Annotated in this window: 22 protein-coding genes; 14 read left to right on the top strand and 8 right to left on the bottom strand. The window is 41.0% G+C overall.

The features are described from left to right. Positions 1–7: 7 nt before the first annotated feature. Positions 8–457 carry a single-stranded DNA-binding protein gene (locus tag AC04NP_RS25275; RefSeq protein ID WP_482862816.1) on the bottom strand — a complete coding sequence of 150 codons (450 nt, stop codon included), beginning with the start codon at positions 455–457 and terminating at the stop codon, positions 8–10. 38 nt (positions 458–495) lie between these two features. Next, positions 496–1,569 (bottom strand): A/G-specific adenine glycosylase, encoded by a 1,074-nt coding sequence (gene mutY / locus AC04NP_RS25270; RefSeq protein ID WP_482862814.1) that lies wholly within the window; start codon positions 1,567–1,569, stop codon positions 496–498. A gap of 154 nt (positions 1,570–1,723) precedes the next feature. On the opposite strand from mutY, the gene AC04NP_RS25265 reads away from it, so the two are divergent. The 3 genes from AC04NP_RS25265 (at position 1,724) to AC04NP_RS25255 (ending at position 4,684) form a co-directional block, all read left to right on the top strand. After that, entirely contained in the window at positions 1,724–2,026 is a 303-nt protein-coding gene (locus tag AC04NP_RS25265; protein WP_482862813.1) for an HU family DNA-binding protein, read from the top strand. A 52-nt stretch (positions 2,027–2,078) separates the two neighbouring features. After that, positions 2,079–2,912, top strand: a complete 834-nt coding sequence (locus AC04NP_RS25260; RefSeq protein ID WP_482862812.1) for a tetratricopeptide repeat protein — start codon at positions 2,079–2,081, stop codon at positions 2,910–2,912. A 218-nt stretch (positions 2,913–3,130) separates the two neighbouring features. Beyond that, positions 3,131–4,684, top strand: a complete 1,554-nt coding sequence (locus tag AC04NP_RS25255; RefSeq protein WP_482862811.1) for an Rne/Rng family ribonuclease — start codon at positions 3,131–3,133, stop codon at positions 4,682–4,684. On the opposite strand, the gene AC04NP_RS25250 is transcribed toward AC04NP_RS25255, so the two are convergent. The 4 genes from AC04NP_RS25250 to AC04NP_RS25235 form a co-directional block, all read right to left on the bottom strand. Beyond that, positions 4,681–4,953, bottom strand: a complete 273-nt coding sequence (locus AC04NP_RS25250; RefSeq protein WP_482862810.1) for an acylphosphatase — start codon at positions 4,951–4,953, stop codon at positions 4,681–4,683. The two genes, AC04NP_RS25255 and AC04NP_RS25250, sit on opposite strands and share 4 nt — an antisense overlap. Continuing rightward, positions 4,950–5,615 carry a deoxyribose-phosphate aldolase gene (gene deoC, locus AC04NP_RS25245; protein ID WP_482862872.1) on the bottom strand — a complete coding sequence of 222 codons (666 nt, stop codon included), beginning with the start codon at positions 5,613–5,615 and terminating at the stop codon, positions 4,950–4,952. The genes AC04NP_RS25250 and deoC overlap by 4 nt, the downstream gene beginning before the upstream one ends. A gap of 296 nt (positions 5,616–5,911) precedes the next feature. Then, positions 5,912–6,337, bottom strand: a complete 426-nt coding sequence (locus AC04NP_RS25240) for a hypothetical protein (RefSeq protein WP_482862809.1) — start codon at positions 6,335–6,337, stop codon at positions 5,912–5,914. 105 nt (positions 6,338–6,442) lie between these two features. Further along, positions 6,443–6,937, bottom strand: coding sequence for a thermonuclease family protein (locus AC04NP_RS25235; protein WP_482862807.1), 495 nt, complete (start codon positions 6,935–6,937; stop codon positions 6,443–6,445). Positions 6,938–7,610: 673 nt separating this feature from the next. On the opposite strand from AC04NP_RS25235, the gene carB reads away from it, so the two are divergent. The 10 genes from carB (at position 7,611) to AC04NP_RS25185 (ending at position 19,323) form a co-directional block, all read left to right on the top strand. Continuing rightward, the gene (gene carB, locus AC04NP_RS25230) at positions 7,611–10,424 is read left to right on the top strand and encodes a carbamoyl-phosphate synthase large subunit (RefSeq protein ID WP_482862806.1); all 2,814 of its coding nucleotides are present in this window, start codon (positions 7,611–7,613) and stop codon (positions 10,422–10,424) included. Positions 10,425–10,866: 442 nt separating this feature from the next. Then, positions 10,867–11,106 (top strand): hypothetical protein, encoded by a 240-nt coding sequence (locus AC04NP_RS25225; RefSeq protein ID WP_482862805.1) that lies wholly within the window; start codon positions 10,867–10,869, stop codon positions 11,104–11,106. Between the two features lie 150 nt (positions 11,107–11,256). Continuing rightward, positions 11,257–12,105, top strand: a complete 849-nt coding sequence (gene accD, locus AC04NP_RS25220) for an acetyl-CoA carboxylase, carboxyltransferase subunit beta (protein WP_482862804.1) — start codon at positions 11,257–11,259, stop codon at positions 12,103–12,105. Between the two features lie 13 nt (positions 12,106–12,118). After that, the gene (locus tag AC04NP_RS25215) at positions 12,119–13,096 is read left to right on the top strand and encodes a radical SAM protein (RefSeq protein ID WP_482862803.1); all 978 of its coding nucleotides are present in this window, start codon (positions 12,119–12,121) and stop codon (positions 13,094–13,096) included. 428 nt (positions 13,097–13,524) lie between these two features. Then, complete coding sequence (gene nqrF / locus AC04NP_RS25210) at positions 13,525–14,829, top strand: NADH:ubiquinone reductase (Na(+)-transporting) subunit F (RefSeq protein WP_482862802.1); 1,305 nt, start codon at positions 13,525–13,527, stop codon at positions 14,827–14,829. Positions 14,830–15,128: 299 nt separating this feature from the next. Then, complete coding sequence (locus AC04NP_RS25205; RefSeq protein WP_482862801.1) at positions 15,129–16,289, top strand: formimidoylglutamase; 1,161 nt, start codon at positions 15,129–15,131, stop codon at positions 16,287–16,289. Between the two features lie 6 nt (positions 16,290–16,295). Next, positions 16,296–17,018, top strand: coding sequence for a sulfotransferase-like domain-containing protein (locus AC04NP_RS25200; protein ID WP_482862800.1), 723 nt, complete (start codon positions 16,296–16,298; stop codon positions 17,016–17,018). A 23-nt stretch (positions 17,019–17,041) separates the two neighbouring features. Then, positions 17,042–17,953, top strand: coding sequence for an aminotransferase class IV (locus AC04NP_RS25195; RefSeq protein ID WP_482862799.1), 912 nt, complete (start codon positions 17,042–17,044; stop codon positions 17,951–17,953). Between the two features lie 858 nt (positions 17,954–18,811). Then, positions 18,812–19,090, top strand: coding sequence for an IS66 family insertion sequence element accessory protein TnpA (gene tnpA / locus AC04NP_RS25190; protein ID WP_482862798.1), 279 nt, complete (start codon positions 18,812–18,814; stop codon positions 19,088–19,090). Further along, positions 19,084–19,323, top strand: coding sequence for a hypothetical protein (locus tag AC04NP_RS25185; protein WP_482862797.1), 240 nt, complete (start codon positions 19,084–19,086; stop codon positions 19,321–19,323). Before tnpA ends, AC04NP_RS25185 begins: the two co-directional genes overlap by 7 nt. 508 nt (positions 19,324–19,831) lie before the next feature. On the opposite strand, the gene AC04NP_RS25180 is transcribed toward AC04NP_RS25185, so the two are convergent. Together AC04NP_RS25180 and AC04NP_RS25175 are read right to left on the bottom strand one after the other, a co-directional pair. Beyond that, positions 19,832–20,167: a hypothetical protein gene (locus AC04NP_RS25180; protein WP_482862796.1), complete on the bottom strand. Its 336-nt coding sequence runs from the start codon at positions 20,165–20,167 to the stop codon at positions 19,832–19,834. A 6-nt stretch (positions 20,168–20,173) separates the two neighbouring features. After that, positions 20,174–22,381: a T9SS type A sorting domain-containing protein gene (locus tag AC04NP_RS25175; protein WP_482862795.1), complete on the bottom strand. Its 2,208-nt coding sequence runs from the start codon at positions 22,379–22,381 to the stop codon at positions 20,174–20,176. Between the two features lie 645 nt (positions 22,382–23,026). Here AC04NP_RS25175 and AC04NP_RS25170 point away from each other — a divergent pair. Next, positions 23,027–23,604, top strand: a 578-nt coding sequence (locus AC04NP_RS25170; RefSeq protein WP_482862794.1) for a reverse transcriptase domain-containing protein, incomplete at its 3' end; no start/stop codon positions are given.

Below are 23,604 nucleotides of genomic sequence, written 5' to 3'. Positions count from 1 at the left end.
TTAGTTACTAAAACGGTAAGTCATCAGTATCATCGTTAGCTGTGTTTAGGTCAGGGCTGGCAGCTTCAGTAACGGGCATTTTGGTTTCCTGTCTGAAATTTCCGTCACCTGCCGTTTCGCTTGGCTTACCGCCCAGCATCGTCATGTTATCTGCTACTACCTCGGTAGTGTAACGGGTATTCCCCTCTTTATCCTCCCATGATCTGGTTTTTAATTTGCCTTCTATATAGATAAGATTGCCTTTCTTGAGGTATTTCTCAGCCACTTCAGCTAATCCTCTCCATAAAACAATGTTATGCCAATCAGTTATTTCTTTTCGTTCCCCCGTGTTTTTATCACGATATGATTCTGTTGTGGCCATCGTAAAATTGGCAACTGCCGTGCCGCTTTCCAGATGCCTTACATCAGGATCTTTACCTAACCTTCCAATCAGTATTACTTTATTTACTCCTGCCATTCTTCGTTGTATTAATTGAGTTGTTATTCTAAAGTTAGCTAAAAAATATGTTCATTCAAATAGTTGTCGATCAAAATAGGTTTTGGCAAATCGTTAATTTCATCGATACTGTAAAATCCGAAATTATCGGGTTCTTCCAAAAGATCCAATGAAAATCCATTAACAGGTAAAACATGAAAAAAGCGCGCGAATATGCGCTGATGTGTCAATATGTGCTTGTACTCATTCGAAAGGTGTTGCAAATTCAGATTTTGATAAGTTGCCCATCCCGGTTTTTTGGCGTGTACAATCTGGTTCATATCCAGCGGCTTTACATCTTCAATCAGATAAAAGTCGTATAATCCCTGCCAGATGTCATTTTGGCGCCGCTGTCTCAGTAAGATTTTTCCTTGATGCTGGATTACGAGGTAGTGAAAAAACCTGGTTTTCACCTTGACTTTTTTCATTTTAACCGGCAAATCCCGTTGAAGCCCATGTTTATTGGCGTGACATTCATTGGTGAAAATGCAGTTGTGGCAATCCGGGCCTGAAGGAGTGCAATAGGTAGCCCCAAACTCCATAATTGCCTGATTGTAATCGTGAGGATGGTCCCTATCCATGAGTTCCCCGGCTAATTGGGCAAATACTTTTTGTCCGCGGCTGCTACCAATGTCTTCAGCTATGCCGAACACCCTGGAAAGCACCCTGTAAACATTGCCATCTATCACAGGAACTGCTTCCTGAAAAGCAAATGAAGCAATCGCAGCGGCTGTATATTTTCCAATACCTTTTAGTTTTAACAACTCCTGGTAATTGTCAGGAAATTTCCCATCGTATTTTTCTACGATAGTTTTGGCACAGGCGTGGAGGTTTCTTGCCCTCGAATAATATCCCAGGCCTTGCCAAAGCCTCAGAACTTTGGTTTCACTGGCATTTGCCAGGTCAAAGACAGTGGGGAACGCTTCGGTAAATTTCAGAAAATAAGGCAAACCCTGTACAACCCTCGTTTGTTGCAAAATGATTTCGGATAACCAAATCATGTAAGGATCAGTAGTATTTCTCCATGGTAAATCTCTTTTGTTTTGCAAATACCATGAAATTAGCCTTTTTCTAAAAAACTTATTGGGGTTCAATTAGTTACTTTAATATGTAATAAATAAGGTGATTTAAAAGTGATATTTTAATTACTTCATTTTTAAATTACTCAGCGAAGATATAAATTTGTAAACTCAAAAAGATTTGATCGCATTTTTTTTAGGGAATTTTTATAATTTAAATTTAAACAAGGTGACTAAAGCAGATGTAATTACTCAGATTTCTGAGAAGACCGGTATTCCAAAGGATGATGTGCAGCTAACAGTGGAAGCGTTCTTTAGTGTGATAAAGAGTTCCATGGCAGAAGGAGAGAATATCTACGTAAGAGGGTTCGGTAGTTTCATAAATAAGAAGAGGGCTAAGAAAATTGCCAGAAACATTTCCAAAAATACGGCAATTGTCATTGATGAACATTTTATACCAAGTTTTAAACCTTCAAAAGTTTTCGTAGAAAAAATCAAGAAAAGTCAAAAAGTATTAGCGTCCAATAGCTAATTATGTGTTAAATTTGGAGCCTTAAAAAGAGAGCTTTTGAGGCTTTGAATTTATGCTTAGAACAAAAATTTTATTCGCAATATCGGCAGTACTTTTGGTAATAACCTTATTCAACTTACCAAAAATCGTTGTAGAAAATGATCAAAGAGACATTGCCACCGGGCAAAATGCTGATGAAGAAACCAGTAGGGATAACGCGGCAGAAGCAAATACACACACTTCTTCAATCCCATCCGAAGTTCTCGACCAGATAGTAAATCTAAGAGATTTAGTAAAAAATAGTGTCGATAACAAAAAAAGTGCTATCTTTGCAGACTCTTTGGCTGAACTTTTTGATCGCTACAACAGATTAGACAGTGCTGCAAAATACTCGGAGCTTGCCGCTACGAATTTGCCAAACGTTAAAACCTGGGAAAGGGCCGGAGAAAGTTACTATAAAGCCTATTCCTTTGCGGTCAACAGGGAAAAACAGAAATTTCTCGCAGCAAAGGCCAAAGAATTCTTTGAAAAAGTGTTAAAAATGGAGCCTGAAAGGCTTGATCTGGAGGCAAAAGTGGCCATGACCCTGGTAACCACTTCAGCGCCGATGGAGGCAGTAATGAGGTTGAGAGCAGTTTTGGAGAAGGATCCTGGCAATGAGACGGCAATTTTTAATTTGGGAACCCTGTCCATGCAATCAGGCCAATATGATAAAGCAGTGGAGAGATTTACAAGATTGGTGAAGATTAACCCTCAAAATTCACAGGCACTTTTTTACCTGGGAATCAGTTACTTTAATTTAGGTGAAAATGCCAAAGCTAAAGAACAATTCCTTGCAGTGAAAGAATTGGAAGATGACCCTTCTATATTGACTACGGTAGATGGTTATCTGGAAGAAATAGAATAAAAGAATTGTTAAACCATTCGCTATTTAGAGCGGAGAAAAAAGAATTGAAGTTATGCCTTGCGGTAAAAAAAGAAAAAGACATAAGATCGCTACACACAAAAGAAAGAAGCGTCTTAGAAAGAATCGTCATAAAAAGAAGTAAGTGATTGCTTACTTTTTTAACCTTATACACATCATTAAATTATTATTCTGAAAAGCAGAAATAAAATATAATAGGTTTGAGCAATGAATTATTAATCAATTCAACTCAAGGAGGATGTCGTATAGCCCTGTTAAAGGACAAGAGTTTAGTTGAGTTCCATTATGATGAGAATGGAACAAAGTTCTCGGTTGGGGATATCTATCTGGGAGTAGTCAAAAAAGTTGTTCAAGGATTAAATGCTGCATTTATAGATGTTGGCTATGAAAAAGATGCCTTTCTGCATTACCTTGATCTCGGCCCCCAGGTTAGATCACTCAATAAGTTTACAAAACAAGCAGCAAATAGAAATAAGAACGCAAAAAAGATTTCTGATTTTACGAATGAATCGGATATTGACAAATTCGGTAAAATCAATCAGGTTCTTTCAAAAAATCAACAAATTCTTGTACAGGTAGTTAAAGAACCAATTTCTACAAAAGGGCCGCGACTATCATGTGAGTTGTCCATTGCCGGAAGGTATATGGTGCTGGTACCCTTTTCCAGCTCGGTAAACATATCTAAAAAGGTGACCGATGGAGAGGAGAGAAAAAGACTATTGCGACTCATCTCATCCATAAAACCCGATAATTTTGGTATTATCATCAGAACTGTAGCACAAAAAAAGGATGTGGCAGAACTCGACAGGGATCTGAAAAATCTGGTGCAAAAGTGGGAAGATGGTATTAAAAAGCTGAAACATGCCAAACCAAGGGAAAAAATAATCGGAGAGATGAGTAAAGCATCCTCTATACTGCGGGATGTGTTAAATGAATCGTTTGACAGTATAGTAACGGATGATAAATCGATATACGACGAGGTTAAAACGTATATTAAAACGATTGCGCCTGAAAAGGAAAAAATTGTTAAAAAATATAACGGCAAGGCCAAACTATTTGAAAGTTTTGGCATTGAAAAACAACTGAAAACCCTGTTTGGTCAATCAGTCAGTATCCCGGGAGGAGGATACCTGATTGTTGAGCATACTGAGGCGCTTCATGTTATCGACGTTAACAGCGGTAATAAATCCAACACAGAAGGCGACCAGGAGTCGACCGCCCTGATGGTCAACCTGCAAGCCGCCCGGGAAATTGCCCGGCAACTCAGGCTCAGGGATATGGGAGGCATTATTGTGATTGACTTCATCGATATGAAAAAGGTAGATAACAAGAAGAAGGTCTACCAGAGGATGAAAGAGGAAATGAAGTCAGACCGGGCGAAATTTACCATATTGCCCCTCTCAAAGTTTGGTTTGATGCAGATAACCAGGCAACGTTTCCGTCCCGAGCTGAATATCAAGACCATGGAAAAGTGTCCAACCTGTAATGGTACGGGTAAAATTTCCGCGTCTATAGCCGTTTCGGATCAAATTGAAAAGCATTTGGATTTTCTGTTACTGAAACAGAACGAAAACAAAATAAGTATTGCCTTGCATCCTTATGTGCATGCCTACTTTAAAGAAGGTTTTTATTCGAAAAGGATGAAGTGGTTTTTCCGGTACCATAAGTGGATTAAATTGGTGTCTGATTCTTCTCTTGGTATTACTGAGTTTAAGTTTCTGAACCGCCTCGGTGAGGAAATTCAACTGGTTTAGATAATCCTGAAATCCTGAAAATTTTTTAACGAAGAAGACTGTGTAATTTTAACTTCCCTCACCTCTGCTCCCAGTGGCCCTTTGTGACACCACTTCAAAAAATTCTCCATCTGGGCTTTGGTGCCTTCCACTTCAATGGATACCGAACCATCGGGTTCGTTTTTTACTATTCCATGTAAATCGAGCTTTTGGGCTACCTCTAGGGTCGACGCCCTGAAATAAACACCCTGTACCTTGCCCTTTATATTGATTGTATATCGAGTAATCATGTTCTGTTCGCCGCTAATTCTTCCATAATTTTAATCCCGCTCGACGTTCCGATCCTGTCAGCACCCGCCCCAATCAAAAGAGAAGCCTGCTCCAGGGTTTTGATACCGCCCGATGCTTTGATACCGATATGGTCAGACAATTTTTCCCTTAATAACCTGACATCCTCTATCCTGGCACCACCGGTGGCAAACCCGGTAGAGGTTTTAACATAATCTACACCGGCATCCTGGCATAATTTTGCCGCATTGATCATTTCATGCTTATCTAAATAGGCAGTTTCGATAATTACCTTCAGTAGCTTTTCGTTGTCATGGGCTAACCGTGCACATTTGGCTATTTCAATTTTTACCCAGGGCATTTTGCTTTTAAAAGCTGAGATATTCATCACCATATCCAATTCGTCAGCACCATTCGCAATAGCTGTTTCCATCTCATGCACTTTCGATTCGGTCATCTGATATCCCAGAGGAAACCCTATTACTGTCACCAACCGTATGTTTTCCATTCCTATTTCCCTTTTGGCTTTTTTTACCCAAAACGGAGGCACACAGATACCTGCAAAATTGTACTTCCCCGCCTGCTCGACCAGTTGGTCGATTTCCTTGTCCGTTAATGTAGGGCGCAGATTGGTTTGTTCTATAAAACGCTGGATATCTTCCATAATATGAAGCAGCAATAAAATTAACAAAAAAGCCGAATTATTCAATAAGCCGTTAGTGAGACTGTCCAATAAGTATTATGTTTCGACTGGCCAGCAAATTTTATTGGCTTCAACGACCGGCATACCCCCCTGGCCTATCCGAGGGGGGAGTCAAGTAACACTGAGCCAAATAAAATTCGCCGTTTCTTGACCAGATCAAACTTATTGGACAGCCCTTGGCGGGAACAATAACTTTTCTATGTTTCGCTGAATAAACGCCGTGAGTAGCTTTTGGCCATGTTCAATGCATGATCACCCTAATGGATGATGCCGCATTCTTTACAAAATTTTTTCTTGCCCGGAGGTCTTTTTTTAGGTTTTCGCTTATGGCCAAAATAGGAGGGATCAGAATACTGGGGCTTTTTGGATAATCTTGCATACTTTTCATTTCTTTTTTGCACTTCTTTTACCCTCTGATGGTATTCTTCTACCTTTCGGTCAAGTTGTTGCATCAGGTTATTTTTGCTGCTTCCCTTTTTAAGACTTCGCCGTGAACTTTTGTAAGATGACTGGCTACTCCCCGGATTTTTGGAGGAGGGAAAGTTCTCATATCGGGTGGATGCCGGCGCCTCCCCGTTGCTTTTAAGCTTTTTTTGCTTTGACTTCGACTGGGCGGAAACGGTACAAGGCAGTGACATCGCCAACAAACCGGTCAATAATATCAGACAGCTTTTCTTTAACATAACACATACACCTTTTATCTATAAACCATCTAATCCGGAATAAATTGCCCTGAGAAGAGATTAGATTATTCTTAGATCAAGAAAAGCTGCCCATCACATAACACACTAATAGCTTAACTTTGGCGCTAACATACTTTGCTGCCTGCGAAAAATCCAAGGTTCTACGGGATTTTCATTCGCCCAGAGACCTGCTTTCTTCGCGCGAGCGGATTTTTCAATGGCTTCCAGTGTCGCCTCGCCTTTGTTTTTACAATAATACCATGCCAGCCCTGCTTCCAATAAGGATTTGCTGAGGTCTGTCTTGTTGATGGTAATGTTAGCAATGTCATTACCAAACCTGTCTTTGCCGAACAATTCAACACCTACTGTCGACCCCAGGCAGTACTTTGTCGTATAGCTCCTGGCCGCCTTACCCATTTCCTGGTTTAACTCAGGGCAGTCGATACTTTTCACTACAACACTTATGGTATCCTGGTAATTATCGATGATTTGCAGGGTATTTCCATCTGAAACCCCTACAACTTTTCCGGAAAACTGATCCTGAGCAAATGATTGAAAGATGATCAGGATTAAAAAAAAGAATATAATTAACCTGTGCATAGATGAATTGGTTATTGGTTATTTTCAAAGTTAAAGGGGAATCAACGAAGGGAATAATAGATTTAGCCGAATACCTATTTAGTGTAATATTTATAATTTAATCAGGGATATATTTTTGGTATCAAATCAAAAAAATACAATTTTATAATTGTCCCAAATTGATAATCATTCCAAAAAAGATACATTTTTTCATTTGGAGGCTAGAAATAATAATATTTTGAATGCTTCTTGATTTTTTCAGGTTCCCCAGTTATTCCTTGCACAGTGCAATATTTGTGAATGCCCTTTGTTTAATGCAATTAATTACCGGTTCAAAATGTGTGAGGTATTATCAAAAATTTCATTTTCAGCATTCAAACGCTACCATATGCCGCCAAACCCCCGGTTACCAGGCATACTTTCCATAATACAGGCCGTTCCTGATTCATCGTTTTTGGCTACCGGTGTTTTGTCCCTTTAGGATATTTTTTATAGTTATTTCAGTATTTACAGGGGAAATGGCTCATGTGGATGGCGTTGTTTTAATATTTGCGATATGCCATTCCCCCGCCATTCCTCCCTCATCCTGGCTAACTAAAACCCCCCACGCCTTTTGATTATTCTCTAATTAATATAAATTTGCGGAATTTGTATTGTTCCGTTCAACTTCTAAAATGAGATTCATCATCTAACTATGCCAAAAGACAACAGTATTAAGTCGATATTACTTATCGGAAGCGGACCTATCATCATAGGACAGGCATGTGAGTTTGACTATTCAGGTTCACAAGCAGCAAGATCATTGCGCGAAGAGGGTATTGAGGTCACACTGATCAACAGCAACCCCGCGACAATTATGACCGATCCGGTTACTGCCGATAATGTGTATTTGTTGCCTTTAGAGAAAAAATCCATCATCAAAATTCTCAAAGAGCATAAAATTGACGCCGTACTTCCTACCATGGGTGGACAAACCGCGCTGAATCTTGCCATTGATTGCGAAAAGGCGGGTATTTGGGAAAAGTTCGATGTAAAAATAATCGGTGTGGATATCGATGCCATTGAAACCACCGAAGACAGGGAGCAATTCAGGCTGAAAATGCATGAATTGGGCATCAGTGTGTGTAAAGGGGCTACCGCTACTTCCTTTCTCCTGGGCAAGGAAATTGCGCAGGAAATTGGCTTTCCGCTGGTAATAAGGCCTTCTTTTACTTTGGGAGGAACAGGTGGAGGTTTTGTAGAAAAAGCCGAGGGTTTCGAAAAGGCACTGAATCGTGGTCTGCATGCATCGCCCATTCATGAGGTGCTGGTTGAGCAAAGTATTTTGGGATGGAAAGAGTATGAGCTTGAGTTGCTGAGAGATAACAACGGCAATGTCATTATCATTTGCTCTATTGAAAACTTTGATCCCATGGGCGTTCATACCGGCGACTCGATCACAGTAGCCCCTGCTATGACCCTGCCCGACACTGTGTACCAGGAAATGCGTAATCTGGCTATAAAGATGATGAACGGTATCGGCCAGTTTGCAGGAGGTTGTAATGTGCAGTTTGCAGTAAATCCGGAGAATGACGAAATTATTGCTATTGAAATCAATCCAAGGGTTTCAAGATCTTCGGCGTTGGCTTCGAAAGCTACGGGTTATCCCATTGCCAAGGTGGCTGCAAAACTGGCTATTGGCTACAATCTTGATGAATTAAATAATCAAATTACCAAAACTACCTCCGCATATTTTGAACCTGCCCTTGACTATGTTATTGTAAAAATACCCAGGTGGAATTTTGATAAATTCAAAGGGTCTGACCGGCATCTTGGCCTTCAGATGAAATCTGTCGGTGAAGTTATGGGCATTGGCCGGAACTTCCAGGAAGCCCTGCAAAAAGCCTGTCAATCACTTGAGATTAAAAGAAATGGCCTGGGTGCAGACGGCAGGGAACTTAGAGACCAGGAAAAAATCCTGGAAAGCCTCAAACATCCCAGTTGGAATCGTCTGTTCCATATTTACGATGCATTTAAGCTGGGCATTGCATTCAGTACCATCCGGAATCTCAGCAAAATTGACAAATGGTTTCTTAATCAGATTGAAGAATTGGTTGTTCTCGAATCAGAAATTCAAAAATACAACCTGGAAACCATTCCTCCGGATCTGTTGCGTACTGCCAAAGAAAAAGGCTATGCCGACCGTCAGATTGCCCACCTGCTGGGAGCGCTTGAAAGCGAGGTGCACCAGAAGAGAAATGACCTGGGAGTCAAACGTGTTTATAAGCTGGTAGACACCTGTGCGGCTGAATTCGAGGCCAAAACACCGTATTATTACTCTTCATTCGAAGAAGAAAATGAATCGATCACCACTGACAGGAAAAAAATCGTTGTATTGGGTTCGGGCCCCAACCGGATCGGGCAGGGGATCGAGTTCGATTATTGCTGTGTACATGGGGTGCTGGCAGCCAAAGAATGCGGTTATGAAACCATTATGATCAATTGTAATCCCGAAACGGTCTCCACTGACTTTGATGTGGCCGATAAACTATACTTTGAACCGGTATTCTGGGAGCATATATATGATATCATTCAGCATGAAAAACCCGAGGGGGTTATTGTACAACTGGGCGGGCAAACGGCACTTAAACTGGCGGAGAAACTAAGCCGTCACGGTATCAAGATTATCGGAACGAGTTTCGAAGCCTTGGATCTGGCAGAAGATCGTGGCAGTTTTTCTGACCTGCTTAAGGAAAATGATATCCCTTACCCTGATTACGGCGTGATTGAAGATGCCGATACCGCTATCCAACTTTCCAGGAAGCTGGGTTTTCCGTTACTGGTACGTCCTTCTTATGTACTGGGCGGGCAGAGCATGAAAATTGTCATCAATGAAAAAGAGCTGGAGTCACATGTGGTAAATTTGCTTAAAGATATACCTGGCAACAAGGTACTGCTGGATCATTTTCTGGAAGGGGCCTATGAAGCCGAAGCAGATGCCATTTGCGATGGAAAGGATATTTTTATCATTGGTATCATGCAACACATTGAGCCTGCCGGCATTCACTCCGGTGACTCTTATGCTGTATTGCCTCCTTACAACCTCGGCGATTTTGTGCTGCAGCAAATCGAACATTATACCAAAAAAATTGCACTGGCACTAAAAACGGTGGGACTTATCAATATTCAGTTTGCCGTTAAAGACGATCGCGTATATATTATTGAGGCTAATCCCCGTGCTTCCAGAACGGTACCCTTTATTTGTAAAGCCTATAAGGAGCCCTATGTTAATTACGCAACCAAGGTTATGCTGGGTGAAAAGAAAGTAGCTGACTTTGATTTCAAACCAACCAAAAATGGCTATGCCATCAAGGTGCCGGTTTTCTCTTTCAATAAATTCCCCAACGTGAATAAGGAATTGGGACCGGAAATGAAATCCACTGGTGAAGCCATTTATTTTATCGATGATTTAATGGATGATTATTTCTTAAATGTGTACAGCGAACGTAACTTATATCTGAGTAAATAGTAAAAGAGATTAAGAGAAAATCCTTCTATCCTTGTCCGTCGATGAGGTGGAAGCAAATGTGGTCTTCAACTAATGCATCGATTTTAAGCATTTTAAGCGATGCATCGGTCGGAAGGAGATGCAGAACGTATCAGCAACCTCACCTGGCGCCAGCGTCTTGTGGGTGTTGCATAACTTAGGAATATACTTGTATATTTGTTTTATAGGCGAAAACCTCTGTGTCTCTTGGTGCCTTCGTGGTGAAAAATAGTTAACCACAAAGACACCGAGGCGCCAAAATTTTGGTCGAAAACGTTGTGCAACAGCCACGTCTCGCTTGTGCTTCTTCACGTCAAAGAAAGCAAAAGCAAAGCTTGCGCTATAAAGGGGGACGGGAGATGTGCCGGGGATTTGGACAACATAAAATGAAATATATAAAGAGCATTAAACTTGCAGTGCACAGATGATTAGAGGAATATTAATATTTGCCATTATCGGTTATCTACTTTTTAGATTTGGAAGGTTTTTATTCAGATTTTTGCATTTAATGTCCGGAGAACAGGGTAGTCAGCCGGCTGGCCATACTTTTGACGGAAAAAAAAGACCTGTCGACGGTAATGTTAACGTAGATAAAGTACCCAATAAACCACATGCCCGAAAAAAATATAAAGGAGGAGAATACATTGACTATGAGGAACTTTAATCCGCTTACCAACTAATCTCTTACATTCCGTTTAAACAAATTTATCCATTTGCATCATTGGCCTGGTATCAGGTTAACTTACTTTCCTAATTATCCTTATATTTGTCCGACTTACACTATTGATAGGGACAAAAAACAAGAATGTAACATATGGCATGGTTTAAGAGAAAGGAAAAAGGCGTAAAGACTCCTACCGAAGCCAAAAAGGAATCCCCCGACGGACTTTGGTATAAATCGCCTAAAACCGGAAAAATTTTCCATACCCGTGAATTAAAAAACAACTCCTATGTATGTATTGACGACGGATACCATGTAAGAATAGGATCCCGGGAATATTTTGAAATACTATTTGACAATGATGAGTTTGAAGAATTGGATGCGGAGCTCGAATCATCGGATCCGCTTAAGTTTTCAGACACCAAGCCCTATGTAAAAAGGGTGGAAGCCGGTCAGCTAAAAACCGGCCTTAAAGATGCCGTAAGGACTGCCAAAGGAAAAATGAACGGGATTTCTATCGTGGTCGCCTGCATGGATTTTTCTTTTATCGGAGGGTCGATGGGCTCAGTGGTGGGAGAAAAAATTGCCAGGGCCATTGATCTTTCCATGAAAGAGGAGATCCCCCTGCTGATTATTTCCAAATCCGGAGGGGCCAGAATGATGGAGGCAGGTTATTCGTTAATGCAATTGGCCAAAACTTCGGCTAAATTGGCTCTATTATCAGCGTCTAAAATCCCCTTTATATCGTTAATGACCGATCCTACCACCGGTGGAGTGACCGCTTCATACGCCATGTTGGGTGATTTTAATATCGCCGAACCTGGCGCCTTAATAGGGTTTGCCGGGCCCAGGGTAATCCGCGAAACGATTGGCAAAGATTTGCCTAAAGGCTTTCAAAGTGCTGAATTTCTATTGGAGCACGGTTTCCTTGATTTTATTGTCGATCGCCGTGATTTGAAAAAAAGACTTACAACATTATTAAAAATGCTGAAAAGCAAATAAAACCTGCTGTTAAATGCGCCTTATTTCCCATCCGGTATTGTGTAATTACTATGTTACCTACCGGTGCAATGCGAAATGCGGATTTTGTGATATTTGGGAAAGGCCATCTCCTTATGTAAGTCCGGAAGATTTAACCGCTAATTTAAAAGATCTTAGAAAGCTGGGGGTGAAAGTCATCGATTTTACCGGCGGTGAACCGCTGTTGCACCGGGAAATTCACACTTTTTTGGCTTTGGCTAAAAGCATGGGTTTTATCACTACCCTGACCACCAACGGACTTTTATATCCTAAGAAGGCCGTCAAACTCCATGGATTGATTGACATGCTTCACTTCTCTCTTGACGCTGCAGACAAAGAGGCCCACGATCAATCTCGCGGTGTGGCTTGTTTTGATTTTGTGATGGAATCCATTGATATCGCATCGACCCTGGGTGAAAGACCGGATATTTTGTTCACTGTTTTTGAAGACAATGTGGATGAGATCGATGCCATATATGAAAACATTTGTCTGCCCAATAATCTGGTGCTTATTCTCAATCCGGTATTTGACTACAATGATGTAAGGACCGGAAAAAAGCTTTCAGCCTCCACCCTGAATACTTTGAAGCATTGGGGAAAAAGGAAATGGGTGTATTTAAACGAAGCGTTTATCACACTCAGACAAGGTGGTGGCAACCATGTCGAGGATCCGGTTTGTAAAGCAGCAAGCAGCACCATAGTGATCTCCCCCGAAAATGAATTGGTATTGCCTTGTTATCATTTGGGGAAAAAATCATTTCCGATCAAAGGAGATTTATATAACCTGTACCATTCTTCCGATGTTAAAACACTGGTGGCCCTCGAAGGTCGCCTGCCTGAATGCGAAGGTTGTACCATCAACTGTTATATGCAGCCGTCTTTTGCGGTAGAAATGAATAAATTCTGGTGGAAAGCCTTGCCCAGTACCATAAAGTATAACTATTTGAAAGGCACCTGGAAGTCACTGTTTTAAAATCAAAGCCTTTCTTCTTCCTTGTCCGCATTTCCGGGCTTCCTGGTGTGTATGGCTAATGCGGATGCCCCCCTTGCCCGGCGTTTCAAATACCGGGGAACACTTTATGTGATTTATTATTGTACAGCCCCGTTTGAGGGAATGGCATTTCACTAAAGTCATACTATGGCTCAAAGCCATAGTATGACTAGTTCGTCCTTCATTGACTTAGCTTCGTTTATAAAACTGTTGACTCAACCCAAAACAAACAGCCTAAAACAAACATAGCGATCACTGTATTTGTTATAAAAGCAACAAATGTATTCCAAAGTTTCAATGCCTTTGTCGAACGTAATAAAAATTACGTTTTGGGTCACTGAAATAGGTAATTAATAAATATATTTGTGACCAAATATTCAGATACAAATTTTAACTACAAGTAGTAAAATATGGGTTCAATTGTAATAACTTCGATTATAGCTTTTACAGTAGTTATGTTACTCCTGGTGGTGATCCTGCTGTTTGCACAATCGAAATTGGTTCAGTCCGGTGATGTGAAGATTATTGTTAACGGTGATGCCGAGAATCCGATGATAGCGGCTGCTGGAAGTACCTTATTGTCAACTTTATCGGCGCAGAAGTTGTTTCTGCCTTCTGCATGTGGAGGTGGAGGTACATGCGCCATGTGTAAGTGCGTTATCGAGGAAGGCGGAGGCGAAGTGCTGCCGACCGAGGTAGGCCACCTGAGCAGGGCCGAGCAGAAAGAAAATGTGCGTTTGTCTTGCCAGGTAAAGGTGAAGAGTGACATGAAAATCAGAATACCGGAAGAGATTTTCGGTATTAAAAAATGGGAATGCGAAGTTGTTTCGAATTACAATGTGGCATCCTTCATCAAGGAATTTGTGGTGAAACTGCCTGAAGGTGAAAATCTGGATTTTCAGGCAGGTGGTTATATTCAAATCGATGTTCCGAAGACTAAAGTAGATTTCAAAGATATGGATATTACATCGCACCCTGATCTGGGCAGGGATCCGATGGATTTTAAATCTGAGTGGGATAAATTTGGATTATGGGATCTGAAGATGAAAAATGATGAACCCATCTTCCGCGCCTATTCCATGGCCAATCACCCTGCTGAAGGTAATATCATCATGTTGAACATCCGTATTGCCACCCCACCTTGGGACAGGGCCAACAACAAGTGGATGGATGTGAACCCAGGTATTTGCTCTTCGTACATTTTTGGCTGCAAACCAGGTGATAAAGTAACCATTTCAGGACCTTATGGTGAATTTTTCATTAAGGACACAGATGCTGAAATGCTGTATATAGGGGGTGGTGCAGGAATGGCTCCCATGAGATCACATCTTTTTCATTTGTTCCATACCCTAAGAACCGGCCGGAAAGTGACTTATTGGTACGGCGGCCGGTCGAGGAGAGAGCTGTTTTATCTGGATCATTTTCAAAAGATAGAGGAAGAGTTTTCAAATTTCAAGTTTTTTGTGGTGTTGTCAGAGCCTTTGCCAGAGGATAATTGGGTAGAGAAAAAGGATGTCGATGACCCGGAAGGTGATGGTTTCCTCGGTTTTGTGCACCAGGCGGTGATCGATCAATATCTCCGTAAACATGAGGCCCCCGAAGACATTGAATTTTACTTTTGCGGCCCACCATTAATGAATCAGGCCGTATTGAAGATGTGCGATAGCTGGGGTGTTCCTGAGGAAAACGTGGCTTTTGACGATTTCGGAGGGTAGTAATAAAACTATTTTTAAAGATATGGAAAGGAGTAGGTTCGCTTACTCCTTTTTTGTTAAAGCATGGTATTTCCTTAATTTTCCGGAGAAAAAATTAAGTACCCTTCCGTGGCTGTCGCAAAACGCAAGAATGCACCTGTATGCTCTATCTCATCGGATAAAACCTTTGTGCCTCTTCGTGCCCTTGTGCCTTCGTGGTGAAAAATGGTTAACCACAAAGGCACAAAGTTTGGCCCGATTCAGGGGTATCGTGAAGAATAAAATTTTGGCTCCTGGAATTCTATTCATAAATTGCGGTAATGGAATTAAAGATATTCTTTTCACCGCTCGATGATGAACTATTCAGCGATATTTCAGGCCACAATACCTTTTATCATAGCATTCGTGTAAACCACGAATCAATGCCAGCGTTTAACGGCGCAGATATAGCCATTTTAGGATTACCTGGTGATCAGGATAAGGAAAAATCCAATAATATCGATTGGGAGGCAGCCAATGAAATCAGAAAAAAGCTATACCACCTGAAAAAAGGTAGCGGCACCTACCGAATCATCGATTTAGGTAACCTTAATCCGGGCATATCCCTCGATGAAACTTATCTTCGGATAAAGGAGGTTTGCGAGATGCTGATTGAAAACAATGTGCTGCCCATACTCATTGGAGGCAGTCATGATATGGATATCGGGCAGTTCAGAGCATACGAAGAAATGAAAAAGCTGGTCAGCTTTTTAAACGTCGATGCCCTTCTGGACATGGAAGACAGAGCAGGCATTCCGGATAACACCAATCATATCCATAACATCCTGCTCCATGAACCTAATTTTCTCTTTAACTACAGTCACCTCGGCTATCAAAGCTATCTGATTGATCCCGCCCACATTTCCCTGCTGGAAAAACTTTATTTCGAAGCCTACCGGCTGGGGCACCTGAGGGAGCATATCAAGGAAATGGAGCCGATTATCAGAGATGCGGATATGATGAGTTTTGACATTGGCGCGATCAAATCCATCGACGCTCCCGGGGTCAACAACCCCAGACCTTTTGGACTCACCGGTGAGGAGGCCTGCCAGATTTGCTGGTATGCGGGATTAAATGAAAAGCTGAGCTCGGTAGGGTTTTATGAATACAAACCCCGGCTCGATGACCTTGATAGAAAAACCGCTTCAGTCATCGCTACCATGATATGGTATTTTGTGGAGGGCTTTTACAATCGTAAAAGCGAGCTTAATTTTAAGACCAATGATTACCTCAAATATGTCGTCTCGATGCCAGCCGACCCCGAGGCCATTGTATTTTACAAAAGTAAATTAAGCGAAAAATGGTGGTTAGAGGTGCCTTATCCCGACCAAAATAAATACGAGAGAAACTGCATAGTACCCTGCAACTACAAAGATTACGAATTGGCCACCCAGGGCCAGGTGCCTGACCGGTGGCTCAATACCTTTACAAAACTGTATTAATTGCCCATGACAAAAACAAGAATCTGTGTTTGGTCCGGCCCCCGCAACATCTCCACTGCCCTGATGTACTCTTTTGCCAACCGTACCGACACCAGGGTAATCGACGAGCCATTCTATGCACACTACCTGAATAGTACTGGCGTAACCCATCCCGGCCGGGAAGAGGTTTTGGCCTCGCAGGAAATCGATGCCGGTAAGGTGATCGACCAGGTGGTACTCAAAGATTATGATGAAACCATACTTTTCATCAAAAACATGGCCCATCATTTAACAGAAATGCGCACTGATTTTCTGGATAAGCTGATCAATGTGTTTTTAATAAGAGACCCCGAAGAAGTGATTACATCACTAATTAAAAACCTGCCTGAACCTGTCATGAGAGACACTGGTTTTAAAATGGAATATGAAATTTTTGAAAGTCTGCAGGCGAAAGGCTTGAAACCTCTTGTGATCGATGCCCATGAGCTATTGAAAGATCCTGAAAAAATATTAAAGGCATTTTGTCAAAAGGTGGGTATTTCATTTGAACTGCAGATGTTGTCCTGGAAAAAGGGCCCCAGGCCTGAGGATGGCGTTTGGGCCAAATACTGGTATGAAAATGTGCATAACTCCACCGGCTTTGCCCCTTACTGCCCTAAAAACCGGCTGGTGCCACCGGCCCTGAACGGATTGCTGGAATCATGCCAGCATTATTACGACCTATTATACCGAGAAGCAATAAAAGCGTAGTACCTGATCGATAACACTTTTTAATGAGAACAATGAAAGCAGCCAAATCAGTCAAATTGCCTAATCCGAAAAATGAAGACATCCTAATCTATATTGACGGCCAGCTATACCCCAGGGAAGAGGCCAAAATCTCCGTTTTTGATAGCCTGGTGCAGGGCGGTGATGGTGTTTGGGAAGGTCTGAGAGTATACAACGGGAAGCTATTTATGCTGCACGAGCATTTGGACCGGCTTTTTGACTCAGCTAAAGCGATGGCTTTCGAAGGCATACCCTCCAGGGAAACCATTGTGGAGGCGATCAAAAAAACCCTGGAAGCCAACCAAATGACCGATGGTGTCCACATAAGGCTGACCTTATCCAGAGGTAAAAAGGTAACCTCTGGCATGAGCCCCCACTGGAACCAATACGGCTGCACCCTGATCATCATCGCCGAATGGAAGCCTCCTGTGTTTGAAGGCGAAGGCATAAAACTCATCTCCTCCACCATCAGAAGAAACTCCCCTGCCTGCCTCGATTCCAAAATTCATCATAACAATTTAATAAACAACATTTTAGCCAAAATCGAAGCCAACCTGGCAGGCGTAGATGACGCCGTGATGCTGGATTTACAAGGCTTCGTGGCAGAAACCAATGCTACGAACATATTTTTTGTAAAAAAAGGAGTAGTTCGAACCCCCTTTCCGACCGCTTGTCTGCCAGGCATTACAAGAGGCTTGGTACTTAAAATCTGCCTTGAAAACAACATTCCCTGCGAGGAAGCCAACATCAGCATCGCCGAGATGTATGCGGCAGATGAAGTTTTTATCACCGGCACCATGGGCGAGATTGTGCCGGTGGTGGAGATTGATGGGAGGGGGTTTGGGTATGGGGAGGTGACGAAAGGGATTCAACACCTGCATCAACAAAAAGTGGTAGATTGTCTTAAAACGCTGTAATCCGAAAATAAATCCACCAAATTTTTGGTAAATAAGAATATATATAATTCTTAACAAGAATACATAGTTAAAAAATCCGCAGCTATTGATCAAAACTGGCTTATAGAACGGCAAAATTCCGTATCAGACAGGCATTTGATAATAGATAGTTGGTTGGCGGGATACTTTTTATTAGGGGGGTAATTTTTCCTCCAGTGAATTTCTACCTTTCTTAAAGGTCGTAAATCACCATCAATTATTTTAATAATTGATTTAATGTTACTGTCAAAGGGGTGAATTATGTAATTTTTACACATTACATGAATCATTAAACCTATTCAAATAATCTTATGACAGAAGAAACGCTTAATCAGAAACTATTAACAAAATTGCCTGGTTTTATTGAAGAAAGCGAAATTGAATCAGATGGAGATGTGCCTATTGATACCAGAATGTTGGGATCATCTTAAATTTTTGATTCAATAGAGTTGGTGACTTTTATTGTTGAGGTTGAACAGCTTCTGGATGAGGAGTTTGAGTTTCAAACTCAGTTAACATCGGAAAAAACAATGTCAAGAAGAAACAGTCCATTTATATCCGTAAAGACATTGTCAAATTATATTTTGGAACTCTACAATGAATAAAACTATTCTAATAACTGGAAATAGAAAAGGAATAGGTTTTTTTATATCATGTCATCTGCAAAATGCCGATTGGTTTTGGCAGATTCTCACTTTCTCATGCAATTGTGGAAAAAATAATTGTTTAGGCCCAGTTTCTTGGCATCTTTTTGTAAGCCTACTGTAAAGTACCTGTTTGAAAATTTGAGGCATTGGTCTAATATAGCGTGCAAAAATCGTTATGCGCAAACCATCACAGATGTACCCCATTGTTGAGAAGTGGCTTTCAAGCCCTAAGGGTAAGCAGTTATTTTGTAAACAAGAAGGTCTACCGATCAGTGTCCTGAATTACTGGATATCTCATTACAACCGGCACAAGCGAGAAAAAGGGGCCAAACAAGGGTTTGTACCATTACAATTGTCCGGTAACACCACTGTCCCCACCTATATGGAGTTGGACTTTCCAAGCGGGGTTAAGTTGAAAATCCACCAACAGCTAAGCCTGGAAGAACTCACTATGATTTTGTCCAAATGCTAAGCCTGACAATCCATTGCCGATATTTTCTCTACCTGCCGGTAGCCGATATGCGCAAAGGATTGTGTGCCATGAACATTGTTTCAAAATTGAGACAATGGCGCTATATAAAAGATGAGGGTAGGCCCCTCGGAGTCGACTGGCAGAAGTTGATTCCAAACCGGTTTATGCGGCATAAGTTAAGAGCTATTGTCGTGAGCAATACATTAAAAGTCTGTAATAAAACAGGCAGGTGACTATACAAGAGACGAATGAAAATGAATCACTTATGAGGTGTCGAAATCGCAAAGAAGATGTCAAAACCAGGTTTCAAGCTTTAATCTGACGATCTGCTTACCGCTTAGATGGCATCCGGCATAAAGGTGGCGTGACTTGTATGGAGGCTTTTATATGGAACATGGGAAGCTGTCGTCTGAATGCCAAAGGAAAACTCAAGTGGCGAACCCACAAGAGTGAAAGTACCGATGTCAGTCACAGTGGCGGACCAGCTGGTAGTAGTGTTGAAGCAGCTGTAATGGCTGTCGAGCGAAGCGGCTGGCTTATTTAGCAGACCGGCATTAAACAACTAAACTTAATTAGGGGTAGTGACCACATAGCTCCGATTTCGGCCATCTTGAAAAGAGATGATATAACGTCCAACTATCATCCGTAAGCTAGACTTTTTAAATTTCCATAAAAGTATCGGATAGCACTAGCCTTTGCAAACACCTAGTAAGCTTATGGATGATAGTGTTAGGTGTATTTTTATCTTACTATTGATATTTCATAAGTTTTTGTCTGTCCAGCAGAAATTTGGAAAAACCCGATATTATCTAGGCCATCATACCATGTATAGTTTCCAGAATTCAAACCAGAAACGAATACTTCACCATTACTGCTAGATGGCAAGTCCTCTAATATTGGCTTTGTAGCTGCAATGTCTCGAAGAATAAATACACCTTCTGGGTATACATCAATTTCCATATTTTCAAGATTATTACCAGAAAAAACTAATCTGGCGTTACCTGTTAGCTCTTCATCATCACATGAGCAAAACGTAGAAAAGCAAATAAAAAATAGAACTTTAGTCACTCTCTTCATATTCTATTAATTTGAGATTATAACTCTTTGAATACTTATATATTTCCCTGAGGTTATCCTTAATACATATACTCCTTCTTTCATAGAGCTAACATTAAACGGGATACTGCCATGGATTTCTGTTTGGGAATGAAACTCTTTTTCATCCCTGGCCACTAGATTTCCATTTAAATCATATAATTCTATGGATACTTTTTTAATTTCCGTTAGACGAATGGGAATGTTCATTACGCCACTATTTGGGTTGGGATAAACTGAAAGTATTTGATCTTGAATATATAGTTCGTCATTGGTAAAATCTTGATTTTTAAATTCAACCCTTAGAGATTCAAAATCATCAGTAGTGTTCGCATTAATATAAAAGTCACTATTAGTAGGTAGAATAGATTCAACAATATGAAAATTTGAATTGCTAGACCTTCCATTCTCGAGGCTACTAAAATCCGTAGTACTTGCTATAAAATTAGAACCTAATTGCGCATGAAAATCTTCTGTAAGTACAATTTCTGCACCTGCAACCAAATAAGCGTTATTTAAGCTACCACCAACTTTAAAGTTATTCCCAGCCGTTATTTTGTTATTTGCAATAGCTGCCCCGTAATATGGATGTGGTTCATAATCACTTTGATCTGTAAGAACTAAGTTGTTAGCTATGGGAGGAAATAAACCTATTATGCTACCCTGTTGGTAGTTTTTATCTACTGAATACGTTTTGTAAACTAGAATCTCATTGGAGTTGTTTTTACTTGTCTTAGTTTCGAATTTTAGTTCTAAAACGAGATAGTCAAAGCGAGTATCCCAAGGACTGAAAGTACCAGGAGGCCGAACTCTTGGGCCAGTTTGAGTTCTAGTAAAGACGTGACTCTCAAAAAGTATGGGGTCTTCGTATTGTGTCGGCTCATTATCTATAGAAGCAAATGCAGATTTCATAGACACAAATTCTAAGTCAGAGTTTTCGTTAAAAACGTATCTTAATGGCTCGCCTAAAACATAGTATTCCTCCTTTTTGGCCCTAGATCTTTTATAAGTCCAAATTGCTTCACCTGTAATGATTGGTTTATCTATTAGGTTAAAAACCCCTAACGAGATAGGATTAACCGGGATATAATATTGTGAGGTAGGAGAAGCGCTTGAATTAAGGATGAAATCATCACTAATCAAAAGGTCGGGTACGTCTGTTATGCTTCCTTCCAATTTCAAAGATCCCTCGAATTTCATTGGTGTGGGAGTACCCTCTCCACTAAAAAAGAATGAGTTGATGAATCCTGCTACACCTCCAATGACGGGTAATGCATTTACTAGATCATCACCCGCTATTGTAGATACTGCGTTAAACCACCACTTAGCATTTTCAAGTTCTGTATCGCTAAGTGACCCATTTTTATCTTCGTCCAATTTCTTTGTTTCACTGCTTACAAAATCAGATAGCCCTTTCTTTGCTTTGTTAGCATTTTTATAAAATTTTTGACCTTTCTCAAACGATTTGACTAAATTCTCGCCTAACCCTTTAGATCCCTCAAGATTTGCATCATCAAAAACTTCTTCAAGAGTAAATTCCGTTGACTCTAGATTTAATTCAGCTATATCTACACCTTTAATTTCAATGCGCAATTGCGAATTCAGATCCATTGTTGGATCATAGCCAAAAAGCTGAAAATCAACATATCCCCAGCTATCAAAAACAGCTACCTCTCCCATAAAGTTTAAGGTATTATTGGCATCAAAGTCGTTCAAGGATGCATGTTCATCATCTGAAAAGGTCATTAGAGCACCTGAAAACTCAGGATCATGAAAAGAGAGTTCTCCTCGAATAAAGTTGTATGAAACTTCTCGCGCATTGTAAAACATGTACCTTAAAATTCCCCTGTACTTGTTATAGAGTATGAAAAAAGGAAATGCTTTCGCATCATCAGGCGTTCCAAAATCTCGATAAGCTAAGACCCAACCATCTTCTGGCCACATATCCTTTTTAGAAGCTGCAGCTTGCAGAGGATGGCCTGATGTAAAAAATGGAGTTTGAACAATACCTTCTACTTTCTTTATATCTTGATCTTCATTTCTAAACCACATATCAAGACCACCTTCGTGTTCTTGATACCATACCCAACTAGGATCACTATTTGGATCATTAGCCCCAATCATTCTAGCATTATCTTGGGCTTGAGTTTTTAAACAAAAAGTTAATAATAATGCAGGGATAAGTATTTGTTTCATTTTACTTTGATTCTTATTCGGCTATAAAATACTTTTTACACATAACGTCCAACTAAAATGAGTATGCGTCTCAGCTGCAAGAAGCACCAAAAATTACTGCCTGCATTATCATATCAGATGGCTCAGTTCGCATATTCATTTTAGTGTTTGTGTGTGCCCAGCATGGGCATCAGGTATCTAAGATACCAAATTATTCCAGCGGGTGAAAATCCCTTATGTGCGGGAGTCGTGTCCCGAAGCATAAGCAAGTCGCAAGCTCGATTGCTGTGAGGCATAGAGTGAAGGAAGCGAGACTGCAAACCCTGGTTCCAACGAACAGGAACTGGATACAGAGGCCTGACAGGTCGGACAAGGTAGCACATCATACTGACGTTCCAAGGGTGGGTAACCATCAAGTATCTGTCAGGTAGATCCAGTGGATATTGGGGGAAGGAATATGCCCTTACCTGGGGAGGTCTCAACTTGTACGTGATACAGGATGAGAAGTCAGCAGAAGTCATAGTAGCTACTGGCTAACGAGCTCTGAAAAACAGAGAGGTCTCACCAAGTAGCGAAGGACTGAACATTGAATTGCGTCCAAATTCGGTTAGGAATGCCGCCACAGGCGGGATAGCCTATCCTTAAGCGGACAAGGAGAAGAAGAAAATGATAGAAAAAGTACTACATCCGAAAAACCTCTATAAAGCCTGCCACCAAGTGGTATGCAATAAAGGGGCAGCAGGTATAGATGGAATGCAGGTAGGTGAGTTGAAGTCTTTCATAGACAACAACCGCATAACAGCGGTCATCTCTATCCTGAACAGGAAGTATGTGCCCCAAGCTATCAAGGGAATAGAAATTCCCAAGAGTAATGGGAAGACCAGGCTACTGGGGGTTCCCACCGTAGTAGACAGATGGCTTCAACAGGCGTTAAGCCAACAGTTAGCAACAAAATTCGAGTTAGATTTCGAGGAGCAAAGCTATGGTTTCCGCTCAGAAAAGAACCTTCATGGAGCAGTAAAACAATCCCTGAAAAACATCAACGATGGCTATCAGGACATTGTGGATATTGACCTGAAGGGGTTCTTTGATGAAGTACAACACTACAAGCTACTGCAACTGATCTACAACAAGGTAAAATGTCCTACCACCCTATGGCTGATCCGAAAATGGCTACGTGCACCTATCCGGATAAACGGAAAGTTGCACAAACGCAGGAAGGGTAAGCCACAAGGAAGTCCTTT

It is taken from the genome of Agaribacillus sp. DX54 (genome assembly GCF_056858335.1).
This window is presented reverse-complemented; position numbering and strand designations above follow the sequence as displayed.

What these genes read in the sequence shown, in the direction of transcription:
- AC04NP_RS25235 (WP_482862807.1), bottom strand. Translation starts at nt 6,937, where the DNA reads ATGCACAGGTTAATTATATTCTTTTTTTTAATCCTGATCATCTTTCAA.
- carB (WP_482862806.1), top strand. Translation starts at nt 7,611, where the DNA reads ATGCCAAAAGACAACAGTATTAAGTCGATATTACTTATCGGAAGCGGA.
- AC04NP_RS25275 (WP_482862816.1), bottom strand. Translation starts at nt 457, where the DNA reads ATGGCAGGAGTAAATAAAGTAATACTGATTGGAAGGTTAGGTAAAGAT.
- AC04NP_RS25240 (WP_482862809.1), bottom strand. Translation starts at nt 6,337, where the DNA reads ATGTTAAAGAAAAGCTGTCTGATATTATTGACCGGTTTGTTGGCGATG.
- AC04NP_RS25185 (WP_482862797.1), top strand. Translation starts at nt 19,084, where the DNA reads ATGCTAAGCCTGACAATCCATTGCCGATATTTTCTCTACCTGCCGGTA.
- AC04NP_RS25175 (WP_482862795.1), bottom strand. Translation starts at nt 22,381, where the DNA reads ATGAAACAAATACTTATCCCTGCATTATTATTAACTTTTTGTTTAAAA.
- AC04NP_RS25205 (WP_482862801.1), top strand. Translation starts at nt 15,129, where the DNA reads ATGGAATTAAAGATATTCTTTTCACCGCTCGATGATGAACTATTCAGC.
- AC04NP_RS25225 (WP_482862805.1), top strand. Translation starts at nt 10,867, where the DNA reads ATGATTAGAGGAATATTAATATTTGCCATTATCGGTTATCTACTTTTT.
- accD (WP_482862804.1), top strand. Translation starts at nt 11,257, where the DNA reads ATGGCATGGTTTAAGAGAAAGGAAAAAGGCGTAAAGACTCCTACCGAA.
- AC04NP_RS25195 (WP_482862799.1), top strand. Translation starts at nt 17,042, where the DNA reads ATGAGAACAATGAAAGCAGCCAAATCAGTCAAATTGCCTAATCCGAAA.
- deoC (WP_482862872.1), bottom strand. Translation starts at nt 5,615, where the DNA reads ATGGAAGATATCCAGCGTTTTATAGAACAAACCAATCTGCGCCCTACA.
- AC04NP_RS25260 (WP_482862812.1), top strand. Translation starts at nt 2,079, where the DNA reads ATGCTTAGAACAAAAATTTTATTCGCAATATCGGCAGTACTTTTGGTA.
- nqrF (WP_482862802.1), top strand. Translation starts at nt 13,525, where the DNA reads ATGGGTTCAATTGTAATAACTTCGATTATAGCTTTTACAGTAGTTATG.
- AC04NP_RS25215 (WP_482862803.1), top strand. Translation starts at nt 12,119, where the DNA reads ATGCGCCTTATTTCCCATCCGGTATTGTGTAATTACTATGTTACCTAC.
- tnpA (WP_482862798.1), top strand. Translation starts at nt 18,812, where the DNA reads ATGTACCCCATTGTTGAGAAGTGGCTTTCAAGCCCTAAGGGTAAGCAG.
- AC04NP_RS25200 (WP_482862800.1), top strand. Translation starts at nt 16,296, where the DNA reads ATGACAAAAACAAGAATCTGTGTTTGGTCCGGCCCCCGCAACATCTCC.
- AC04NP_RS25180 (WP_482862796.1), bottom strand. Translation starts at nt 20,167, where the DNA reads ATGAAGAGAGTGACTAAAGTTCTATTTTTTATTTGCTTTTCTACGTTT.
- AC04NP_RS25250 (WP_482862810.1), bottom strand. Translation starts at nt 4,953, where the DNA reads ATGATTACTCGATATACAATCAATATAAAGGGCAAGGTACAGGGTGTT.